General features: G+C 58.8%; 18 protein-coding genes. 12 read left to right on the top strand and 6 right to left on the bottom strand.

What is annotated here, in order from left to right:
* The first annotated feature begins 4 nt into the window (after positions 1 to 4).
* Both puuC and ABD806_RS09600 read left to right on the top strand, forming a co-directional pair.
* Entirely contained in the window at positions 5 to 1,489 is a 1,485-nt protein-coding gene (gene puuC, locus ABD806_RS09605) for an aldehyde dehydrogenase PuuC (protein WP_344957304.1), read from the top strand.
* A gap of 7 nt (positions 1,490 to 1,496) precedes the next feature.
* Positions 1,497 to 2,774, top strand: coding sequence for an NAD(P)/FAD-dependent oxidoreductase (locus ABD806_RS09600; RefSeq protein WP_344958048.1), 1,278 nt, complete (start codon positions 1,497 to 1,499; stop codon positions 2,772 to 2,774).
* An 8-nt stretch (positions 2,775 to 2,782) separates the two neighbouring features.
* On the opposite strand, the gene ABD806_RS09595 is transcribed toward ABD806_RS09600, so the two are convergent.
* The 5 genes from ABD806_RS09595 to ABD806_RS09575 all read right to left on the bottom strand — a co-directional run bounded on the left by ABD806_RS09595 (position 2,783) and on the right by ABD806_RS09575 (position 6,746).
* The gene (locus ABD806_RS09595; RefSeq protein ID WP_344957302.1) at positions 2,783 to 3,325 is read right to left on the bottom strand and encodes a cupin domain-containing protein; all 543 of its coding nucleotides are present in this window, start codon (positions 3,323 to 3,325) and stop codon (positions 2,783 to 2,785) included.
* 326 nt (positions 3,326 to 3,651) lie between these two features.
* Positions 3,652 to 3,987 carry a 4a-hydroxytetrahydrobiopterin dehydratase gene (locus ABD806_RS09590; protein ID WP_344957300.1) on the bottom strand — a complete coding sequence of 112 codons (336 nt, stop codon included), beginning with the start codon at positions 3,985 to 3,987 and terminating at the stop codon, positions 3,652 to 3,654.
* A gap of 11 nt (positions 3,988 to 3,998) precedes the next feature.
* On the bottom strand, positions 3,999 to 4,796 hold the full coding sequence (phhA, locus tag ABD806_RS09585) for a phenylalanine 4-monooxygenase (RefSeq protein WP_344957298.1): 798 nt from the start codon (positions 4,794 to 4,796) through the stop codon (positions 3,999 to 4,001).
* Positions 4,797 to 4,930: 134 nt separating this feature from the next.
* The gene (gene pncB / locus ABD806_RS09580) at positions 4,931 to 6,106 is read right to left on the bottom strand and encodes a nicotinate phosphoribosyltransferase (protein WP_344957296.1); all 1,176 of its coding nucleotides are present in this window, start codon (positions 6,104 to 6,106) and stop codon (positions 4,931 to 4,933) included.
* Positions 6,099 to 6,746, bottom strand: coding sequence for an isochorismatase family protein (locus tag ABD806_RS09575; RefSeq protein ID WP_344957294.1), 648 nt, complete (start codon positions 6,744 to 6,746; stop codon positions 6,099 to 6,101). Before ABD806_RS09575 ends, pncB begins: the two co-directional genes overlap by 8 nt.
* Positions 6,747 to 6,886: 140 nt before the next feature.
* Here ABD806_RS09575 and ABD806_RS09570 point away from each other — a divergent pair, with 140 nt between their 5' ends.
* The gene (locus ABD806_RS09570) at positions 6,887 to 7,228 is read left to right on the top strand and encodes a DUF2750 domain-containing protein (protein WP_344957292.1); all 342 of its coding nucleotides are present in this window, start codon (positions 6,887 to 6,889) and stop codon (positions 7,226 to 7,228) included.
* An 86-nt stretch (positions 7,229 to 7,314) separates the two neighbouring features.
* Here ABD806_RS09570 and ABD806_RS09565 read toward each other — a convergent pair whose 3' ends face one another.
* Positions 7,315 to 7,806, bottom strand: coding sequence for a LabA-like NYN domain-containing protein (locus ABD806_RS09565; protein ID WP_344957290.1), 492 nt, complete (start codon positions 7,804 to 7,806; stop codon positions 7,315 to 7,317).
* Between the two features lie 127 nt (positions 7,807 to 7,933).
* Between ABD806_RS09565 and ABD806_RS09560 the strand changes: the two genes are divergently transcribed.
* From ABD806_RS09560 to ABD806_RS09520, 9 genes are all read left to right on the top strand, one after another.
* The gene (locus ABD806_RS09560; RefSeq protein WP_344957288.1) at positions 7,934 to 8,515 is read left to right on the top strand and encodes an anthranilate synthase component II; all 582 of its coding nucleotides are present in this window, start codon (positions 7,934 to 7,936) and stop codon (positions 8,513 to 8,515) included.
* Between the two features lie 511 nt (positions 8,516 to 9,026).
* Positions 9,027 to 10,241 carry an aspartate aminotransferase family protein gene (locus ABD806_RS09555; protein ID WP_344957286.1) on the top strand — a complete coding sequence of 405 codons (1,215 nt, stop codon included), beginning with the start codon at positions 9,027 to 9,029 and terminating at the stop codon, positions 10,239 to 10,241.
* A gap of 76 nt (positions 10,242 to 10,317) precedes the next feature.
* Positions 10,318 to 11,337, top strand: a complete 1,020-nt coding sequence (gene astA, locus ABD806_RS09550; RefSeq protein ID WP_344957284.1) for an arginine N-succinyltransferase — start codon at positions 10,318 to 10,320, stop codon at positions 11,335 to 11,337.
* Positions 11,337 to 12,806, top strand: a complete 1,470-nt coding sequence (gene astD, locus ABD806_RS09545) for a succinylglutamate-semialdehyde dehydrogenase (protein ID WP_344957282.1) — start codon at positions 11,337 to 11,339, stop codon at positions 12,804 to 12,806. The genes astA and astD overlap by 1 nt, the downstream gene beginning before the upstream one ends.
* A 73-nt stretch (positions 12,807 to 12,879) precedes the next feature.
* Entirely contained in the window at positions 12,880 to 13,680 is an 801-nt protein-coding gene (locus tag ABD806_RS09540; protein WP_344957280.1) for a DUF1338 domain-containing protein, read from the top strand.
* A gap of 246 nt (positions 13,681 to 13,926) precedes the next feature.
* Complete coding sequence (locus ABD806_RS09535; protein WP_344957278.1) at positions 13,927 to 14,790, top strand: NAD(P)-dependent oxidoreductase; 864 nt, start codon at positions 13,927 to 13,929, stop codon at positions 14,788 to 14,790.
* 277 nt (positions 14,791 to 15,067) lie between these two features.
* Positions 15,068 to 15,340, top strand: coding sequence for a nucleoid-associated protein HU-alpha (gene hupA / locus ABD806_RS09530; protein ID WP_116474126.1), 273 nt, complete (start codon positions 15,068 to 15,070; stop codon positions 15,338 to 15,340).
* Positions 15,341 to 15,450: 110 nt separating this feature from the next.
* Positions 15,451 to 15,873 (top strand): hypothetical protein, encoded by a 423-nt coding sequence (locus tag ABD806_RS09525; RefSeq protein ID WP_344957275.1) that lies wholly within the window; start codon positions 15,451 to 15,453, stop codon positions 15,871 to 15,873.
* Position 15,874: 1 nt separating this feature from the next.
* Positions 15,875 to 16,231: a sirohydrochlorin chelatase gene (locus ABD806_RS09520; protein ID WP_344957272.1), complete on the top strand. Its 357-nt coding sequence runs from the start codon at positions 15,875 to 15,877 to the stop codon at positions 16,229 to 16,231.
* The last annotated feature ends 15 nt before the right edge of the window (positions 16,232 to 16,246 follow it).

Raw genomic sequence — 16,246 nt, 5'->3', positions numbered from 1 at the left:
AATGATGGCATACCAAGACAAAGCCTATTGGGCAAGCAAGGCCGACGGGCTCAAGATAGAGCACCGGCTGTTTATCGACGGCCGGTACCAGGAAGCCGATGACGAAGGGTGTTTCCCGGTGAGCAACCCCGCCAATGAGCAGCTGTTGACCCAGATCAGCCGGGCCCGGGAAGTGGATGTCGATGCGGCCGTGCGCGCCGCTCGCCACCGTTTCGAGCAGGGCGACTGGTCGCAGGCGTCTCCCTCCGCCCGCAAGCAGGTGTTGTTGCGCCTGGCCGAGTTGATGGAACAGCACAAAGAAGAGCTGGCCCTGCTGGAGACCCTGGATACCGGCAAGCCCATCCGCCACAGCCTGCGGGATGATATTCCCGGTGCCATCCGCACCATTCGTTGGTATGCGGAAGCGGTCGACAAGGTCTACGGTGAAATCGCTCCTACCGGCAACGAGGCCCTTGCGCTGATCACCCGCGAACCGATCGGCGTGGTGGCGGCCATAGTGCCGTGGAATTTTCCGTTGTTGCTGGCCTGCTGGAAACTGGGCCCGGCGCTGGCGGCGGGCAATTCGGTGGTGCTCAAGCCCTCCGAGAAATCGTCGCTCACCGCCATTCGTCTGGGCGCACTGGCCCAGGAAGCCGGCCTGCCCGACGGCGCGCTGAATATATTGTCCGGCTTTGGCCACGAGGCGGGCAAGGCCCTCGCCCTGCATGGAGATGTTGACTGCCTGACCTTTACCGGTTCGACCGGGGTAGGGCGCCTGTTACTGGAATATGCCGGCCGTTCCAATATGAAACGGGTGTGGCTGGAAGCTGGCGGCAAGAGCGCCAACATCATCTTCGCCGACTGTCCGGATCTGGCCAAGGCCGCCCGCGCCTCCGCCGCCGGCATTTTCTATAACCAGGGCCAGGTCTGTATCGCCGGCACTCGCCTGCTGATCGAGCACAGCATCAAGGATGCCTTCCTGAGCGAACTGAAAAAGGCCGCCGCCGACTTCAAGCCGATGGATCCCCTGGATCCCGAATCCACCATGGGCACCCTGATCGACAGCGATCACCATGGCAGTGTCTGCCGCTATATCAGCGAGGGCCTGGAAGAAGGCGCCTTGCTGGCACTCGACGGCCGGGATCAGACCGGCAATTTCATGGGCCCGACCGTGCTGGAAGGGGTGCGGCCCAATATGGCGGTGTCACGGGAAGAAATCTTCGGCCCCGTGCTGGCGGTGACCACCTTTACCACCGAGCAGGAGGCGTTGACGCTGGCCAACGACTGCAAATACGGTTTGGGCGCAGGCGTCTGGACCCGGGACCTGAACCGGGCGCACCGCATGGCGCGCCGGCTCAAGGCGGGCTCGGTATTTATCAACAACTATAACGACGGCGATATGACGGTGCCCTTCGGCGGCGTCAAGCAAAGCGGCAATGGCCGGGACAAGTCCCTGCATGCCCTGGAAAAATTCACCGAACTCAAGACCACCTGGTTGGCCCTGGACTAAGGATATCATCATGGAACACGTAAACAGTTATTATGCAGCCTCGGCCAACCGGCACGTGCCCTATTCCCAGCTTACCGAAGCCATCAGTTGCGATGTCTGTGTAGTCGGCGGCGGTTATACCGGGCTGTCCACCGCCCTGTTCCTGACCGAAGCCGGCTTCGATGTGGTGCTGCTTGAAGCCAACCGTATCGGCTTCGGTGCCAGCGGCCGCAACGGCGGCCAGCTGGTCAACTCCTACAGCAGGGATATCGACGTCATCGAGTCCCGCTATGGCCATGATACCGCGAGCATGCTCGGCAGTATGATGTTTGAAGGCGGCGATATCATCCGCAGCCGGATAGAGCAGTATCAGATCGACTGCGACTACAAGCCGGGCGGTATCTTCGCCGCCCTCAACCAGCGTCAGCTGAAAGAGCTGCAACACCAGAAAGCCAATTGGGAACGCTATGGCCATAACAGGCTGGAACTGCTCGATAAGGCGGGGGTACGTGCTGAGGTGGAAACCCAGGTTTATGAGGGGGGCCTGCTGGACCACTGGGGCGGCCATATCCATCCGTTGAATCTGGCCTTGGGCGAGGCCGAGGCGATCCGCAAACTGGGCGGGCGGCTGTTCGAGCAATCCGCGGTGACCCGCATCGAGTATGGTGATCCGGCGGTAGCTCATACGGCCCAGGGCCGGGTGCAGGCCAAGTTCATGGTGCTGGCCGGTAACGCTTATCTGGGGAATCTCGAGCCCAAGCTGGCCGCCAAGGCCATGCCCTGCGGTACCCAGATAGTGGTGACCGAGCCGCTGAGTGAGGCACAGGCCGCCAGCCTGCTCCCCAACAACCATTGTGTCGAGGACTGCAACTATTTGCTGGATTACTTCCGCCTGACCGGGGACAACCGGCTGTTGTACGGCGGTGGCGTGGTCTACGGCGCCCGCGATCCGGACGACATCGAGCGGTTGGTACTGCCCAAGCTGTTGCATACCTTCCCGCAGTTAAAGGGCATCAACATCGATTATCGCTGGAGCGGTAACTTCCTGCTGACCCTGTCGCGGCTGCCCCAGTTCGGGCGGTTGGAGCCGAATGTCTACTATATGCAGGGCTACAGCGGCCACGGGGTGACTTGTACCCATCTGGCCGGCAAGTTGCTGGCGGAAGTGCTCAAGGGGCAGGCGGAACGGTTCGACGCCTTCGCCAGCCTGCCGCATCTGCCGTTCTTCGGTGGCCGCCGCTTCCAGGTGCCCTTTACCGCCATGGGCGCGGCATACTACCGGCTGCGGGACAAGCTGGGGGTCTGATCCCCCGCTCAGAAGGTCGGCGGGGAATTGGCGGAGATGATCACCAGTTCTTGCTCGCCTATGCTGATGAATCGGTGCGGCTTCTGGCTGTCGAAATAATAGCCGTCGCCCTGTTCCAGCACGAACTCCTGCTCGCCGACGATCAGCCGTAGCCGGCCCTGGAGGACGATGCCGCATTCCTGGCCGGTATGGCTGATGGGCTCGGGGCCGGTATCGGCTCCCGGCGCCATGGTCTCGTGCATCATGCCGATGGTCCTGCCCGGGTGGCTGTGCCCGATCAGCCGATAGTTGACGCTGTCAGAGCTTATTTCCGGCTGTTCATCGGCCCGGTATACGATCTGCGGGGCATCTTCTTCCGGGTCGGCGAAGAAGTCGGCGAGGGACATGGGAATGCCGTCGAGCAATTTCTTGAGCGAGCCGATGGAGGGGCTGACCTGGTTTTTTTCCACCTGGGAAATAAAGCCGTTGGTCACGCCGGAGCGCTTGGCCAGCTCACGCTGGGAGAGATCGGCTTTCTTGCGTACGGCTTTCAGGCGATAGCCTATGTCCATCGATATGCTTCCTCCTTGGGATGCGACTGGTGCTAGTTCGGGCGGCCGGTCCGGGCTCGGGTTAGAGCAGAGCCTGCTCGATGACATGACCACAGGGCCGGGACGGCGTCCAATCAGGGTGGCGTATTCTATATCAGCAATCAGCTCCGGGATAAGGATAGACATAAAAAATCTTCATTTTCTACCGGGGAGAGATGTTTGCCTGTTCCGGCCTGGGTACGTCCGAATCGCTGATAGGGCAGGATATTAGCTTGTTGTCACGGCAATTCTTATAAGATGACCGCCATTTATGGGGTCATCTTGGTCAGTTATTATGTTGTCAAACTTTACAGCAGATGGTCCGTCTTTGCGGCCATGATAAAGTCGTTGCGGTGCAGGCCGTTGATGGCGTGGGTCCACCAGGTGACGGTGACCTTGCCCCATTCCAGGGTAATGGTGGGGTGATGAAAGGTTTCCTCCGCCAGTGCCGCCACCTTGTCGGCGAAGGCCCAGGCCAGTTTGAAGTTCTTGAACTTGTATTCCCGCTCCAGCTGCATCACAGCGTTGCGTACGACCGGCACCCAGTCGGGGATCTCCTTGAGCAGGCTCGCCAGCTCCTCTTCAGACACCTTGGGGGCATCGGCTTGGCAGGCTTCACATTGTTGTTGGGCAAGTGCGGTCATAGATTGGCTCCTTAGCTGGCTTGTTTTTCTTTGGGGGGAAAGGTAGGGGCGAACAGTCCCAGGGCCTTGGCTTCTTGGATGTTGCCCATGATGTCCATCTCGGCGATGTGAAACAGCTCGTCGATGGAGTCCAGTACATAATAGATCGGTTGCATGATATCGATGCGATAGGGTGTACGCAGCACATCGAGCAGCTCGAAGCGACGGAACTCGGGTTTGGGCGATTTAAAGGCATAGCCGGTTTCGCCCGGCGAAGAGAGGATACCACCTCCGTAGATGCGTCGGCCATCCGGGGTGTTGAGCAGGCCGAACTCCACGGTAAACCAGTATAAGCGTGCCAGGAACACCCTGTCCTGGGGGCTGGCGTCCAGGCCCAGCTGGCCGTAGGTATGGGTAAAGCGGGCGAACGCCGGGTTGGTGAGCAGGGGACAGTGGCCGAAGAGCTCATGGAAGATATCCGGCTCCTGCAGATAGTCGAGCTCTTCCCGGGTACGGATAAAGGTCGCCACAGGGAAACGCTGGCTGGCCAACAACTCGAAGAAGTGATCGAATGAGATCAGCGCCGGTACCCGCGATACCTGCCAACCGGTGGCCGGCATCAGCACCTGGTTGATTTCGTCCAGCTGGGGAATGCGTGCCTTCGGCAGATTCAGCCGGGCCATGCCGTCGATATATTCCTGGCAGGCGCGGCCTTCAAGGTGGCCGAGCTGGCGCTCGACCAGGGTCTGCCAGATGGCATTTTCTTCGGTGCTGTAATGGATCAGGCCATCGGGCCCGGGTTTATGTGCAACATACTGGGTAGCCTTCATTTTGCCTCCCTTCGTTTAAGACCGGCCCTACTCTAGATAGCCCGCCTAGAATTTAGAAGCTGGCGGCCGGCCTTTGGTTTCATCCTTTAGTAACAATAAGTTTACACTTTCCCGGCGCCGACGGAGCCGGCTGTTTATTTGGATACCTTAAATACCCGTGCCAGATAGGTGAGATAGGCTTCGTCCTGGCACATGGTCTTGCCCGGGCTGTCGGACAGCTTGGCCACCACCTGGCCGTTACAGGCGGTCATCTTGATCACTATGTTGATGGGGGCAGGGCCCAGGTCATTGGTCAGGTGGGTACCGATGCCAAAAGACATGACACAGTCCTGCCGGAAGCGCCGGTAAATCTCCAGGGCCTTGCTGATGGTCAGGCTGTCGCTGTATACCAGGGTCTTGGTGTGGGGATCTATCCTAAGCCGGCGGTAATGTGCCAGGGCTTTCTGGGTCCAGGCGATGGGGTCGCCTGAATCCTGGCGCAGGCCATCGAACAGCTTGGCAAAGTAGAGGTCGAAATCCACCAGGAAGGCGTCCATGCCCACCACGTCGGTCAGGGCGATGCCCAGACGGCCCCGGTATTCATGCACCCAGGCTTCCAGTGCCGCCTTCTGGCTGTCTACCAGGCGGGGGCCCAGGGCCTGGAAGGCCTGTAAAAACTCATGGGCCATGGTGCCGACGGGACGCAGTCCCAGGCGCCGGGCCAGATCCAGGTTGCTGGTGCCGGCGAATTGCTGCGGAAGTTGGCTGGCCAGCTGCTCCGCCACTTCCTTTTGCCAGGCCCGGGAGAAGCGGCGCCGGGTGCCGAAGTCGGAGAAATGAAAGTGCTGGTTTTCAAGGCTGTTGGCGACCAGTCCAATCTTGTGCTGCAGCCGGCGGCGGCCCTCCTGCCAATCCGGGGCCGGGCTGTGATGGCGAAAATACACCTCGTTGATGATGGCCAGCAGCGGGACTTCAAACAAGATGGTGTGCAGCCAGGGCCCCCTGATGTACAGCTGTAGTTCACCCTGTTGGTAATCCAGATGCACGAAGCGCTGATCCAGCTGGAACAGCCGCAGGAAATGGATAAAGTCGGATTTGATGTAGTCCAGCCCGGCCAAGTAGGCCAGCTCGTCTTCGGTCAACCGCAGTTGGCACAGGGCGGCGATTTCCCGGCGGATATCCTCGAGACAGCCGCTGAAATCGACCCCCGGGGTACGGCACTTGAACCTGTATTCCACCGGCGCGGCCGGGTACTGATGCAATACGGTCTGCATCATGGTGAACTTGTAGAGATCGGTATCCAGCAGCGACTGGATGATGGGATCAAGCATCGGTTTGCTCCAGGGCGGCGCTATTGGTGACAAAAATGGCGCCCATCTGGATCATCTCGGCCATGGCATGGCGGCTGGACTCATCAGCGACCCCACGAATCGCCGCCCGGTTGACCACCACGCTGAAGCCGGCATTCAGCAGCTGTTCCACCGTGTGCCTGACACAATAATCGGTGGCCAAGCCGCCCACCAGCACGGTGGACACCTGTTTGCTTTCGAGGAATTCAATCAGCCCCGTGCTCATGCGCTGTTGCAGATCGTGGTAACAGGCGCCATAGGGATGCATGTCCGGCTCTACCCCTTTCCAGACAAAGAAATCATAGTCGGACGGGTGGGGCAGGCCGGCCAGCAGCTCGAAGCCTTTGGTGCCGGGCACCGCATGGGGCGGCCAGCGGATGTCCATGTTTTTGCCTTCGATGGGGCTGTAGGCGGGGTCTTTGTCGGTGCAGACCCATTCGGCTTGGGGGGAATGGGCGTCTTTGGATCCCAGCCGCCAGGCGGCGAAGGTGGACTGGCGGTTCAGCTCCTCGGCGATCTCATCGCCGCCGGGGACCGGCAGTTCATCCGGGCACCGCGGGGTAAAGGTGTACTGGGCATCGACGTCCAGGCTGGCAACCTGAGTCTTGGTGGGCAATTTCATAAACCACCTCCTTTTATTCGGTCTCGGTCATGGCCCTTGCGCGGGTTTGTATTATGCTGTTTTCATTGAGTCTAGGAGGGATTTGGGTCAGTATCGCCCCATTCAGGGGATTTCCCTGTTATCAGCCAAAGGTGAATACAATGAGCGACAGCCACCAGCAGAACTATCAACGTTTTATCGACGAAGTAACAGCCAACCGGATAATGTGGGGCCTGCGCTTCGGCGATGAATGGGTTGTGTGCGATTCAAATGAATTTGAAGACACCGAAGTGATGCCGCTGTGGTCGACCGAGGCGGAGGCCAAGGTCCAGTGCGTGGATGAATGGGCCGACTATGAACCCTTCGAAATCGCCCTGGGGGAGTTCCTTGAAATCTGGGTTGAAGACCTGTCCGAAGACGGCGTGCGCATCGGTCCCAACTGGGACGAAGAACTGGACGGCATAGAGGTGGATGTGCTCAACCTGGTGAAAGATCTGGCTTGATCACCGCAAGGTTTCGCTGTGAACCATGGCCCGGCAATCGTCGGGCCATGCCTTTATTGCCCCTCCTCTTGCTGGCCTTGTGGTTTTCAGAGCAATAACTCCCGCTCGATGGGGATAAATTCGTTGGCGGCATCCATCAATGCCTTGGCGGTCAGTTTGGGGATGCCATATACCTCTACCCGGCGACCGTAACCCCGGCGCAGCTTGTCCACCAGGATGGCGAAGTCCCCGTCGCCGGAGACCAGCACCAGGGTGTCGGCCTCGGCGGCAGATTCCAGCATGTCGATGGTGATACCCACATCCCAGTCGCCCTTGGCCGAGCCGTCGGCGCGCTGGATAAAGGGTTTGAGCCTGATCTCGAAGCCGATGGCCCGGAGGATGTTCTGGAACTGGCGCTGCTTGTCGTCGCCCCGGTCGACGGCATAGGCATAGGCGGCCACCAGTTGCCTGCCCGCCGTTACCCGGGCCCAGAAGGCGTTATAGTCGAAGTTGCCGCAGTAGGCCTGGCGACAGGTGTAGTAGACATTCTGTACGTCGACGAAGATAGCGACTTTTTCCATGATTCTGGTATGACTCATTAGCTGCAGGCGGTTTTATCCGGAGCTCACTCTAGCATAATTTCGCGGCCACCGATGAGCCTATACTTGCGGCGCTGCTCTCAGGCATTAGAATGGCGCGTCCGGAAATCAAAGAGATTCTATATTCATGCTGTTGATGATCGATAACTACGACTCCTTTACCTACAACCTAGTGCAGTATTTTGGCGAGCTGGGGCAAGAGGTGGTGGTACGCCGTAACGATGACATCAGCCTGGATGAGATCGGCGCCTTGCGGCCCGCCGGGCTGGTGATTTCTCCCGGTCCCTGTACCCCCAATGAAGCCGGTATTTCCCTGGCGGCCATCACGTACTTTGCCGGGCGTTTGCCGATCCTGGGGGTGTGCCTCGGCCATCAGGCCATCGCCCAGGCCTTCGGCGGCAAGGTGGTGCGCGCGCGCCAGGTGATGCATGGCAAGACCTCGGCGATTCGCCACCTCGGCCAGGGGCTGTTCAGCGGGCTGCCTGAGCCGCTGACCGTTACCCGCTATCACTCCCTGGTGGTGGAGCTGGACAGCCTGCCGGACTGCTTTGAGATCACCGCCTGGAGCCAGACCGGGCAGGGTGGGATGGACGAAATAATGGCGATGCGTCATCGTACCCTGGCCATGCACAGTGTGCAGTTCCATCCGGAAAGCATCCTCACCCAGGGCGGCCATCAGTTGCTGCAGAACTTTCTGCATTTGCTTTAACGCCGCGCCGCTTACTCTCGGCTCCCGCAGCCAAACCACCAGCGGGCCGGTAGGTCTGGCCCCGATGGCGATTCTCCTGCCGCAATATCAAGCTGATCCTTGGTCCGTATGACGGCGCTGTCCGTGCTTCCTATTGCCTTTTGAGCAAGGGCTGTCCGTATTTCCCATTAGTTTAACTTATTGGGGTTATCAGTGTTTTTCGTTCGTAACTTCCGTTTATCGCGGGAATAATGGTCCTTCCGAGGGAGGCACTGTTCGCTCTTTGCTACGGGCAAAAAATTTTTTCATTGCTCATTTATGCAAGACAGAGAGAGTGCCGGGCCTGCCGGAGCGACCTTAATGCGAGCTTATGCAATATAAATGACTATTTTTCCCTTTGTTGGCAAATAAATACCCTGTTATTTTGTGAATAATAAAGACAAGTAACCGTTTGTTTGTAATAATGCTTGCGTATTTACATGGATTTAACCTTTATCGCAGAGCAAACTGCGGTAACCGGAGGAGATTAAGCATGTCTGATATGACAGTAACCCGCGATTTATTCGATCAGGTAATGGTCCCCAACTACGCTCCGAGCGAGGTGATCCCGGTGCGTGGCCAGGGCGCTCGTATCTGGGACCAGGCCGACAACGAATATATCGATTTTGCTGGCGGAATTGCGGTGAACTGCCTGGGCCACTGCCACCCGGCGCTGGTCTCTGCCCTGAAAGAGCAGGGTGAAAAACTCTGGCATCTGAGCAACGTCTGGACCAATGAGCCGGCTCTGCGCCTGGCCAAGAAAATGGTCGACGCCACCTTTGCCGAGCGGGTGTTTTTCTGCAACTCCGGTGGTGAAGCCAACGAGGCCGCATTCAAGCTGGCCCGCCGTTATGCCATCGACCATTTCGGTCCGGAAAAAACCCAGATCATCGCCTTTAAGCAGGGATTCCATGGTCGTACCTTCTTTACCGTGACCGTGGGTGGTCAAGAAGCCTACTCCGACGGTTTCGGTCCCAAGCCGGGCGATATCGATCATGTGCCTTATAACGATCTGGCCGCGCTGAAAGCAGTCATGTCCGATCGCACCTGTGCCGTGGTCATGGAGCCACTGCAGGGTGAAGGCGGCATCATCAGTCCGGATGCGGACTTTGTTAAAGCTGTGCGCGAGCTGTGCGATCAGCACAATGCCCTGCTGGTATTCGACGAAGTGCAGACCGGCGTGGGCCGTACCGGTGCCCTGTTTGCCTACATGGAACTGGGCGTCACCCCGGATATCCTCACCAGTGCCAAGGCGCTGGGCGGTGGCTTCCCCATCGGCGCCATGCTGACCACGGCCGAGATTGCCGCTTCTCTGAAGGTCGGTACCCACGGCTCCACCTATGGCGGTAACCCGCTGGCCTGTGCCGTGGCCGAAGCCGCCTTCGATACCGTCAATACGCCTGAAGTATTGACCGGCGTCACCGAGCGGGAAGCCTGGTATCGGGAAGGTCTGGCCGCCATCAATGCCAAATACGATTGCTTCTCTGAGGTTCGTGGTAAGGGCCTGCTGCTGGGCTGTGTGCTCAACGAGCAATTCAAGGGGCGCGCCCGTGACTTCCTGATGGCCGCCATGGACGAACAGTTGATGGTACTGGTGGCTGGTGCCAATGTGGTCCGTTTCGCCCCTTCCCTGGTGATCACCAAGGAAGAAGTGGCGGAAGGCCTGGCCCGCTTTGAACGTGCCGTGGCCCGGGTAGTAAACGGTTAAGTAACAAACGGCGGCCGATTTAGGAGTGGGGCAGGGTCGCCTCACTCTTGCCGCCTATCGTATTAAGGAGTCCTGCATGTTGGTGATCCGCCCCATCGAGCAGAGAGATTTCCCCGCCCTCAAGCTGATAGCCATTGAGTCAGGTCATGGATTTACCTCCCTGCCGGTCAATGACGAGTTGTTGCAAAACAAGATTAATCATTCCGAAGCCTCCTTCCGCAGCCGTCCGGCGGCTAAGGGAGAGCACCTGTACTTTTTTGTGGCAGAGGACACAGAAACCGGGGAAGTGGTGGGCACAACGGCACTGGATGCCGCAGTCGGGCTGTCTTCACCTTTTTATACCTATTTGTTGGGCAAACAGGTGCACAGCTCACCCAAGCTGGGCATCTACAATGTGGTTGAGACCCTGACCCTCACCAACGATTACACCGGGGTCAGTGAGTTGTGCACCCTGTTTTTGCGTGAGCAGGCCCGGCAAGGTTTAAATGGCCGCTTGTTGTCCAAATGCCGCTTCTTGTTTCTCGCCGAGTTTTCCGAGCTGTTCGATCGCCGGGTACTGGCGGAGATGCGCGGTGTCTCCGACGATAATGGCAACAGTCCTTTCTGGAGCTGGCTGCAAGAGCACTTTTTCTCCATGGATTTCCCCACGGTCGATTACCTGACCGGGATTGGCCAGAAAGGCTTCATCGCCGATCTGATGCCCAAGTACCCCATTTATGTGAACTTGCTGTCGAAAGAGGCGCGGTCGGTGATTGGCAAGACCCATGACAAGACCCGCCCGGCACTGCGGCTGCTGGAAGAGGAAGGTTTCGCCTGGCGTGGCTACGTGGACATTTTCGATGCCGGGCCTTCGGTGGAATGCGATCTAAAGCATATCCGCTCCGTGCACAACAGCCGCCGGCTGACGGTACAGATAGGTCACCCGGTGCATACGTCCAAGTATCTGGTCAGCAACACCCATTTCAGCAGCTTCAGGGCGTTGATCGGTGAGCTGGCGATCAATGAAGAAAAAGCCCAGGCAGTGATAACCCGCGAGGTTGCCTGCTTGCTCAAGGTAGAAGACGGCGACACCATACGGGTAGTGGAGATAGGTTGATGACACAGGCAATTCAATACATTAATGGTCAATGGCTGGCGGGTGAGGGCGCGTTGTTCGGCTCCACGGATCCGGCTAAAAACGAAGAGATCTGGGCTGGCTGTGCCGCCTCGGCTGAGCAGGTGGACGCCGCCATCCAGGCTGCCCGCAATGCCTTTGTCGCCTGGGCCGAGTTGGGAATCGAAGGGCGCCTGGCCATCGTCAAACGCTACGGCGAAGAACTGGGCAAGCATAAAGAAGAGCTGGCCCTGGTGATCGCCCGGGAAACCGGCAAGCCCATCTGGGAAACCCGTACCGAGGTCGCGGCCATGGTCGGTAAGGTGGGCATCTCCGAAAAAGCCTATTTCGAGCGTACCGGCACGGTGGAAAATCCCATGCCCGGCGCCCGGGCCTTCGTTCGTCATAAGCCCCATGGGGTGGTGGCGGTGTTCGGCCCTTACAACTTCCCCGGCCACCTGCCCAACGGCCATATCGTTCCCGCGCTGATCGCCGGTAATACGGTGGTATTCAAGCCCTCCGAGCTGACCCCGAAAGTGGCCGAAGAAATGGTCAAGCTGTGGCACGCGGCCGGCCTGCCCGCCGGTGTGCTGAACCTGGTGCAGGGTGAGGTTGCGACCGGCAAGGCGCTGGCCTCCCATCCGGGGATCGACGGCCTGTTCTTCACCGGCTCGTCCCGCACCGGCCATCTGCTGCATAATCAGTTTGCCGGCCGGCCGGACAAGATACTGGCGCTGGAAATGGGCGGTAACAACCCCCTGGTGGTCACCGAGGTTGCCGATGTGGATGCGGCGGTGCACACCATAGTGCAGTCGGCCTTCGTCACCTCGGGTCAGCGCTGTACCTGTTCCCGCCGCCTGCTGCTGCCGGCAGGAGAGGCGGGCGACAAGGTACTGGCTCGCCTGCTGGAAGTGACCAGGGCGATCCGGGTCGGCCAGTATGATGCCGAGCCCCAGCCTTTCATGGGCTCCATGATCTCCGAGGCCGCGGCCAAGGGCATGGTGGCCGCCCAGGCGCATCTGCTGGCCCTGGGCGCGACCTCGCTGCTGATGCTCAAGCACTTGCAGCCGGGCACCGGCCTGGTTTCACCGGGTATTATCGATGTTACCAAGGTGGCGGATCTGCCCGATGAAGAGTATTTCGGCCCCCTGCTGCAGGTGATCCGTTATCAGGGTCTGGAGCAGGCGCTGGAAATCGCCAACAACACCAGCTTCGGTCTGTCGGCGGGCCTGTTGTCCGACCATCAGGCCGACTGGGATTATTTCTTCCGCCGCATCCGTGCTGGCATCGTCAACTGGAACAAGCCTATCACCGGCGCTTCCAGTGCGGCGCCGTTCGGCGGCATCGGCGGCAGCGGTAACCACAGGGCCAGCGCCTATTACGCGGCCGACTACTGTGCCTATCCGGTGGCCTCGGTAGAGGATGACAAGGTGTCCATGCCGGAGACCTTGTCGCCCGGCCTTCGGTTTTAATTAATGGCCGCCCGTGGGCGGCCTTATGCGTAATGAATGGAAGTGCCCTCATAATAATTAAAAGGATGAAATTATGCATAGCTCGCTAAATGAGTTGTTTGACGCCCTGTGGCAGGATTATCTGGTCCTGACCCCCAGTGCGTTGGAAATACACAGGTTGTTGGGAGAAGGTGAAGCGATCCTCAACGATCATGTGGCGTTTCGCACCTTTAACCACCCTAAGGTGGGCCTGGATAAGCTGGCGGCCCATTTCCTGGTCCTGGGCTATGAACAGAAAGGCGAATACCACTTCGAAGCCAAGAAGTTGTATGCCAGGCATTTTGAGCACAAGACGGATCCACTGGCGCCCAAGGTCTTTATCAGCGAGTTGTTGCTGGAGCAGTGCTCGCCCGAGCTGCAGGCCATAGTGGTCGGCATGCTGGAACAGGTCGACGAGCGGCTGACCGGGCAGAGCAACTTCCTCTATTCGGGAACCCCCTGGCAGGTGAGTTACCAGGACTATCAAGCCCTGCTGGAAGAAAGCGAATACGCCGCCTGGCTGGCCGCTTATGGCTTTCGTGCCAACCACTTTACCGTGAGCGTGAATGAGCTGTCCGGCTTCGACAGCCTCGAAGAGGTCAACAGTGCCTTGAAGAACGCCGGTTATCGCCTGAATACCTCAGGCGGCGAAATCAAGGGCTCGCCCGAGGTGCTGCTGGAGCAGTCGTCGACCATGGCCGATACCGCCATCGTGGAGTTCAGCGACGGCAAGGCCGAGCTGCCCAGCTGTTTCTATGAATTTGCCCTGCGTTATGCCAAGCCGGACGGCAGCCTGTATACCGGTTTTGTGGCTGCCTCTGCCGACAAAATCTTCGAAAGTACCAATGTGCGTTGATTAACCGGGGGCGGCCCTCGCACGCCGGGCATGGCGATGAATGACCAACAGCTCAGCTCACCGATCCGGTGGGCTGTTCTTTTCCCGCGTTTGTTTGTATCCCGACCGTGTTCGGAGCCCGAATAGTTCCTTCATTCCTCCCGTTACCAACGGTTGTCCTTCTGCGCCAGGCATGTGATGATTTCCTCTGTGTGTTCAATCGGTTGTCGTGGCTATCGGGTCGTTGGCAACATACGGGAGTCATATATGAAACTGGCATTTATCGGATTAGGTGTGATGGGTGGCCCCATGGCGGGACATTTGCAACGGGCCGGCCATCAGCTGTGCGTGTATAACCGTAACACCGAAAAGGCTGAGGCCTGGGTGGCGCGGTTTGGCGGCGAAAGGGCCGACACCCCGGCACAGGCCGCCAAAGGCGCCGACATCGTCATGCTGTGTGTCGGTAATGACGATGATGTCCGCGCCGTGGTTTACGGTGAACAGGGCATACTGGCCGGCATGAGCCCCGGCGCCCTGCTGGTGGATCACACCACCACCTCCGCGGAGCTGGCCGAAGAGCTCTATCAGGCGGCGAAAGAGGTCGGGGTCCGCTTTATCGATGCTCCCGTGTCCGGTGGCCAGGCCGGGGCCGAAAACGGCGCCCTGACGGTGATGATAGGGGGTGACGAAGCGGACGTTGCCCAGGCTCAGCCGGTATTGGCCGCTTACGGCAAAAAAGTGACCCGTCTGGGCCCGGTCGGGTCGGGCCAACGCTGCAAGATGGTCAACCAGATCTGTGTGGTGGGTGCGGTGCAGGGGATTGCCGAGGGTCTGCTGCTGGCGAAAAAAGCCGGGCTGGATATCGCCACCCTGGTGGAGGTGCTCGCCGGAGGGGCGGCCCAAAGCTGGCAGTTGGAGAATCGGGCCCTGACCATGGCCGAGGGCAAGTTTGACTTTGGCTTCGCCGCCCAATGGATGCACAAGGACCTGACCATCTGCCTGCAAGAAGCCGAGCGTCAGGGAATCAAGCTGCCGTTGATCGAACAGGTGAACCAGGCCTATGCGGAGTTGATCGAGGAGGGGTATGGGCGCTGTGACTCCACGGTGGTGATTAAAAAGCTCGGTGCCTGACATCGGCCCGGATAGCTGACCCCTGGCGGCAAAATTCGCCCTGATACCGGGCTTGAGGCTTGGCAGGGCAAGGGGTCGTCGGCTATGCTGGGCGAGCCTTGTGTAGCGCAGGCGCCCATGTCCGGTGTTTCCTGTGCGTCAGTGTGATGTTTTCCGCAATTTCTGAACAAAACTAAGGCACTTAAGGTAAGGTCCAGGGACAAAGGCTTTGCTTGAGACCTAAATTTGAATAGAGTGGACAACCAACAGCTTAATGCCAAGTGAGAAAGGATATCCTATGAACAAGACTCAGCTTGTCGATGCAATCGCAGCCAAAGCAGATCTGACTAAGACTCAAGCCAAGGCAGCATTGGAAGAAGTGCTCAGTGGCATCACCCAAAGCCTGAAAGAAGGTGACCCGGTACAACTGGTCGGCTTCGGCACTTTCAAGGTGAGCCATCGTGCAGCCCGTACTGGCCGTAACCCCCAGACTGGTAAAGAAATCCAGATCGCGGCGGCGAACGTACCCAGCTTTGTCGCAGGCAAGGCCCTGAAAGACGCAGTTAAGTAACGCATTTCCAAAACCCGGCCCGGCCGGGTTTTTTTTCGCCCCGACTTGCCCCCTTTACTCCCGGACTGTTATAACTGATTCAGACCCTTACCCGGATCAGGGAGGTCGTTATGGAACTTAATGCAATTCGACAAGTGGCTGTGCCATGGGCTGGCGCCCGGGGGCTGACCACCGGCCTTATGTTAACCGCACTGTATCAGGATGTCTGGAATGGCAATCTTGTGCTCTCAATGGGGATCCCGACCGATATCGATAGCCCACCGCAGGTATTGTACCAGCTGGTGTTTGAGCATCTGTATGGTTACCGGGTACTGGAAGGTGCCGATGTATTGGAGCTGATGGATGACGACGAGGAGGATATCGACAGTCAGATCCAGCTCATCACCCCGTCCCGCTTCCTGACCTGGTTTCACCAGGAAACCCATGGTACCCACCTTGACGAGGATATTCAGCATTACCGTATATCCAGCTGGGATTTTTGCGTGGATGTACTGACCGCTCAACCACCCGAGATAAATCTGCAACAGGAGTGATATGAAGGGGTTTATACTGGTAGCCCATGGCAGTCGCCGGGCCGCCGCTAATGACGAGATAGCCCGCTTTTCCCGGTCCCTGAACGGGGGCCTGGCCCACAAATTTGATCTGACCGGGCATGCGTTTTGGGAGCTGGCAGAGCCCGGTCTGGCGCAGGCGATCGACGGCCAGGTGGCGGCGGGAGCAAACTGTATCCGCCTGTTTCCTTATTTCCTGGCCGAGGGCAAGCATGTGGTGACGGATCTGCCTTCGGTCATCGCCGAGAAGCAACGGCAATATCCCGAGCTGGATATTGCCCTGTTGCCCCATCTGGGGGCCCTGCCGGGCTTTGCCGACTGGCTGGGACAACAGCTATGAAAAGAGCCCGTTCAG

This window comes from Zobellella aerophila (assembly GCF_039539325.1).
In the GTDB taxonomy this organism is placed as follows: Bacteria; Pseudomonadota; Gammaproteobacteria; order Enterobacterales; family Aeromonadaceae; genus Oceanimonas; species Oceanimonas aerophila.
The sequence above is the reverse complement of the archived record's forward strand: the minus strand, read 5'-3'. Positions and strand labels throughout refer to the sequence as shown.

Bases quoted from the DNA above. Each gene is read 5' to 3' on its own strand.
- puuC (WP_344957304.1), top strand. From the start codon at position 5: ATGGCATACCAAGACAAAGCCTATTGGGCAAGCAAGGCCGACGGGCTC.
- ABD806_RS09595 (WP_344957302.1), bottom strand. From the start codon at position 3,325: ATGGACATAGGCTATCGCCTGAAAGCCGTACGCAAGAAAGCCGATCTC.
- ABD806_RS09590 (WP_344957300.1), bottom strand. From the start codon at position 3,987: ATGACCGCACTTGCCCAACAACAATGTGAAGCCTGCCAAGCCGATGCC.
- phhA (WP_344957298.1), bottom strand. From the start codon at position 4,796: ATGAAGGCTACCCAGTATGTTGCACATAAACCCGGGCCCGATGGCCTG.
- pncB (WP_344957296.1), bottom strand. From the start codon at position 6,106: ATGCTTGATCCCATCATCCAGTCGCTGCTGGATACCGATCTCTACAAG.
- ABD806_RS09575 (WP_344957294.1), bottom strand. From the start codon at position 6,746: ATGAAATTGCCCACCAAGACTCAGGTTGCCAGCCTGGACGTCGATGCC.
- ABD806_RS09570 (WP_344957292.1), top strand. From the start codon at position 6,887: ATGAGCGACAGCCACCAGCAGAACTATCAACGTTTTATCGACGAAGTA.
- ABD806_RS09565 (WP_344957290.1), bottom strand. From the start codon at position 7,806: ATGAGTCATACCAGAATCATGGAAAAAGTCGCTATCTTCGTCGACGTA.
- ABD806_RS09560 (WP_344957288.1), top strand. From the start codon at position 7,934: ATGCTGTTGATGATCGATAACTACGACTCCTTTACCTACAACCTAGTG.
- ABD806_RS09555 (WP_344957286.1), top strand. From the start codon at position 9,027: ATGTCTGATATGACAGTAACCCGCGATTTATTCGATCAGGTAATGGTC.
- astA (WP_344957284.1), top strand. From the start codon at position 10,318: ATGTTGGTGATCCGCCCCATCGAGCAGAGAGATTTCCCCGCCCTCAAG.
- astD (WP_344957282.1), top strand. From the start codon at position 11,337: ATGACACAGGCAATTCAATACATTAATGGTCAATGGCTGGCGGGTGAG.
- ABD806_RS09540 (WP_344957280.1), top strand. From the start codon at position 12,880: ATGCATAGCTCGCTAAATGAGTTGTTTGACGCCCTGTGGCAGGATTAT.
- ABD806_RS09535 (WP_344957278.1), top strand. From the start codon at position 13,927: ATGAAACTGGCATTTATCGGATTAGGTGTGATGGGTGGCCCCATGGCG.
- hupA (WP_116474126.1), top strand. From the start codon at position 15,068: ATGAACAAGACTCAGCTTGTCGATGCAATCGCAGCCAAAGCAGATCTG.
- ABD806_RS09525 (WP_344957275.1), top strand. From the start codon at position 15,451: ATGGAACTTAATGCAATTCGACAAGTGGCTGTGCCATGGGCTGGCGCC.
- ABD806_RS09520 (WP_344957272.1), top strand. From the start codon at position 15,875: ATGAAGGGGTTTATACTGGTAGCCCATGGCAGTCGCCGGGCCGCCGCT.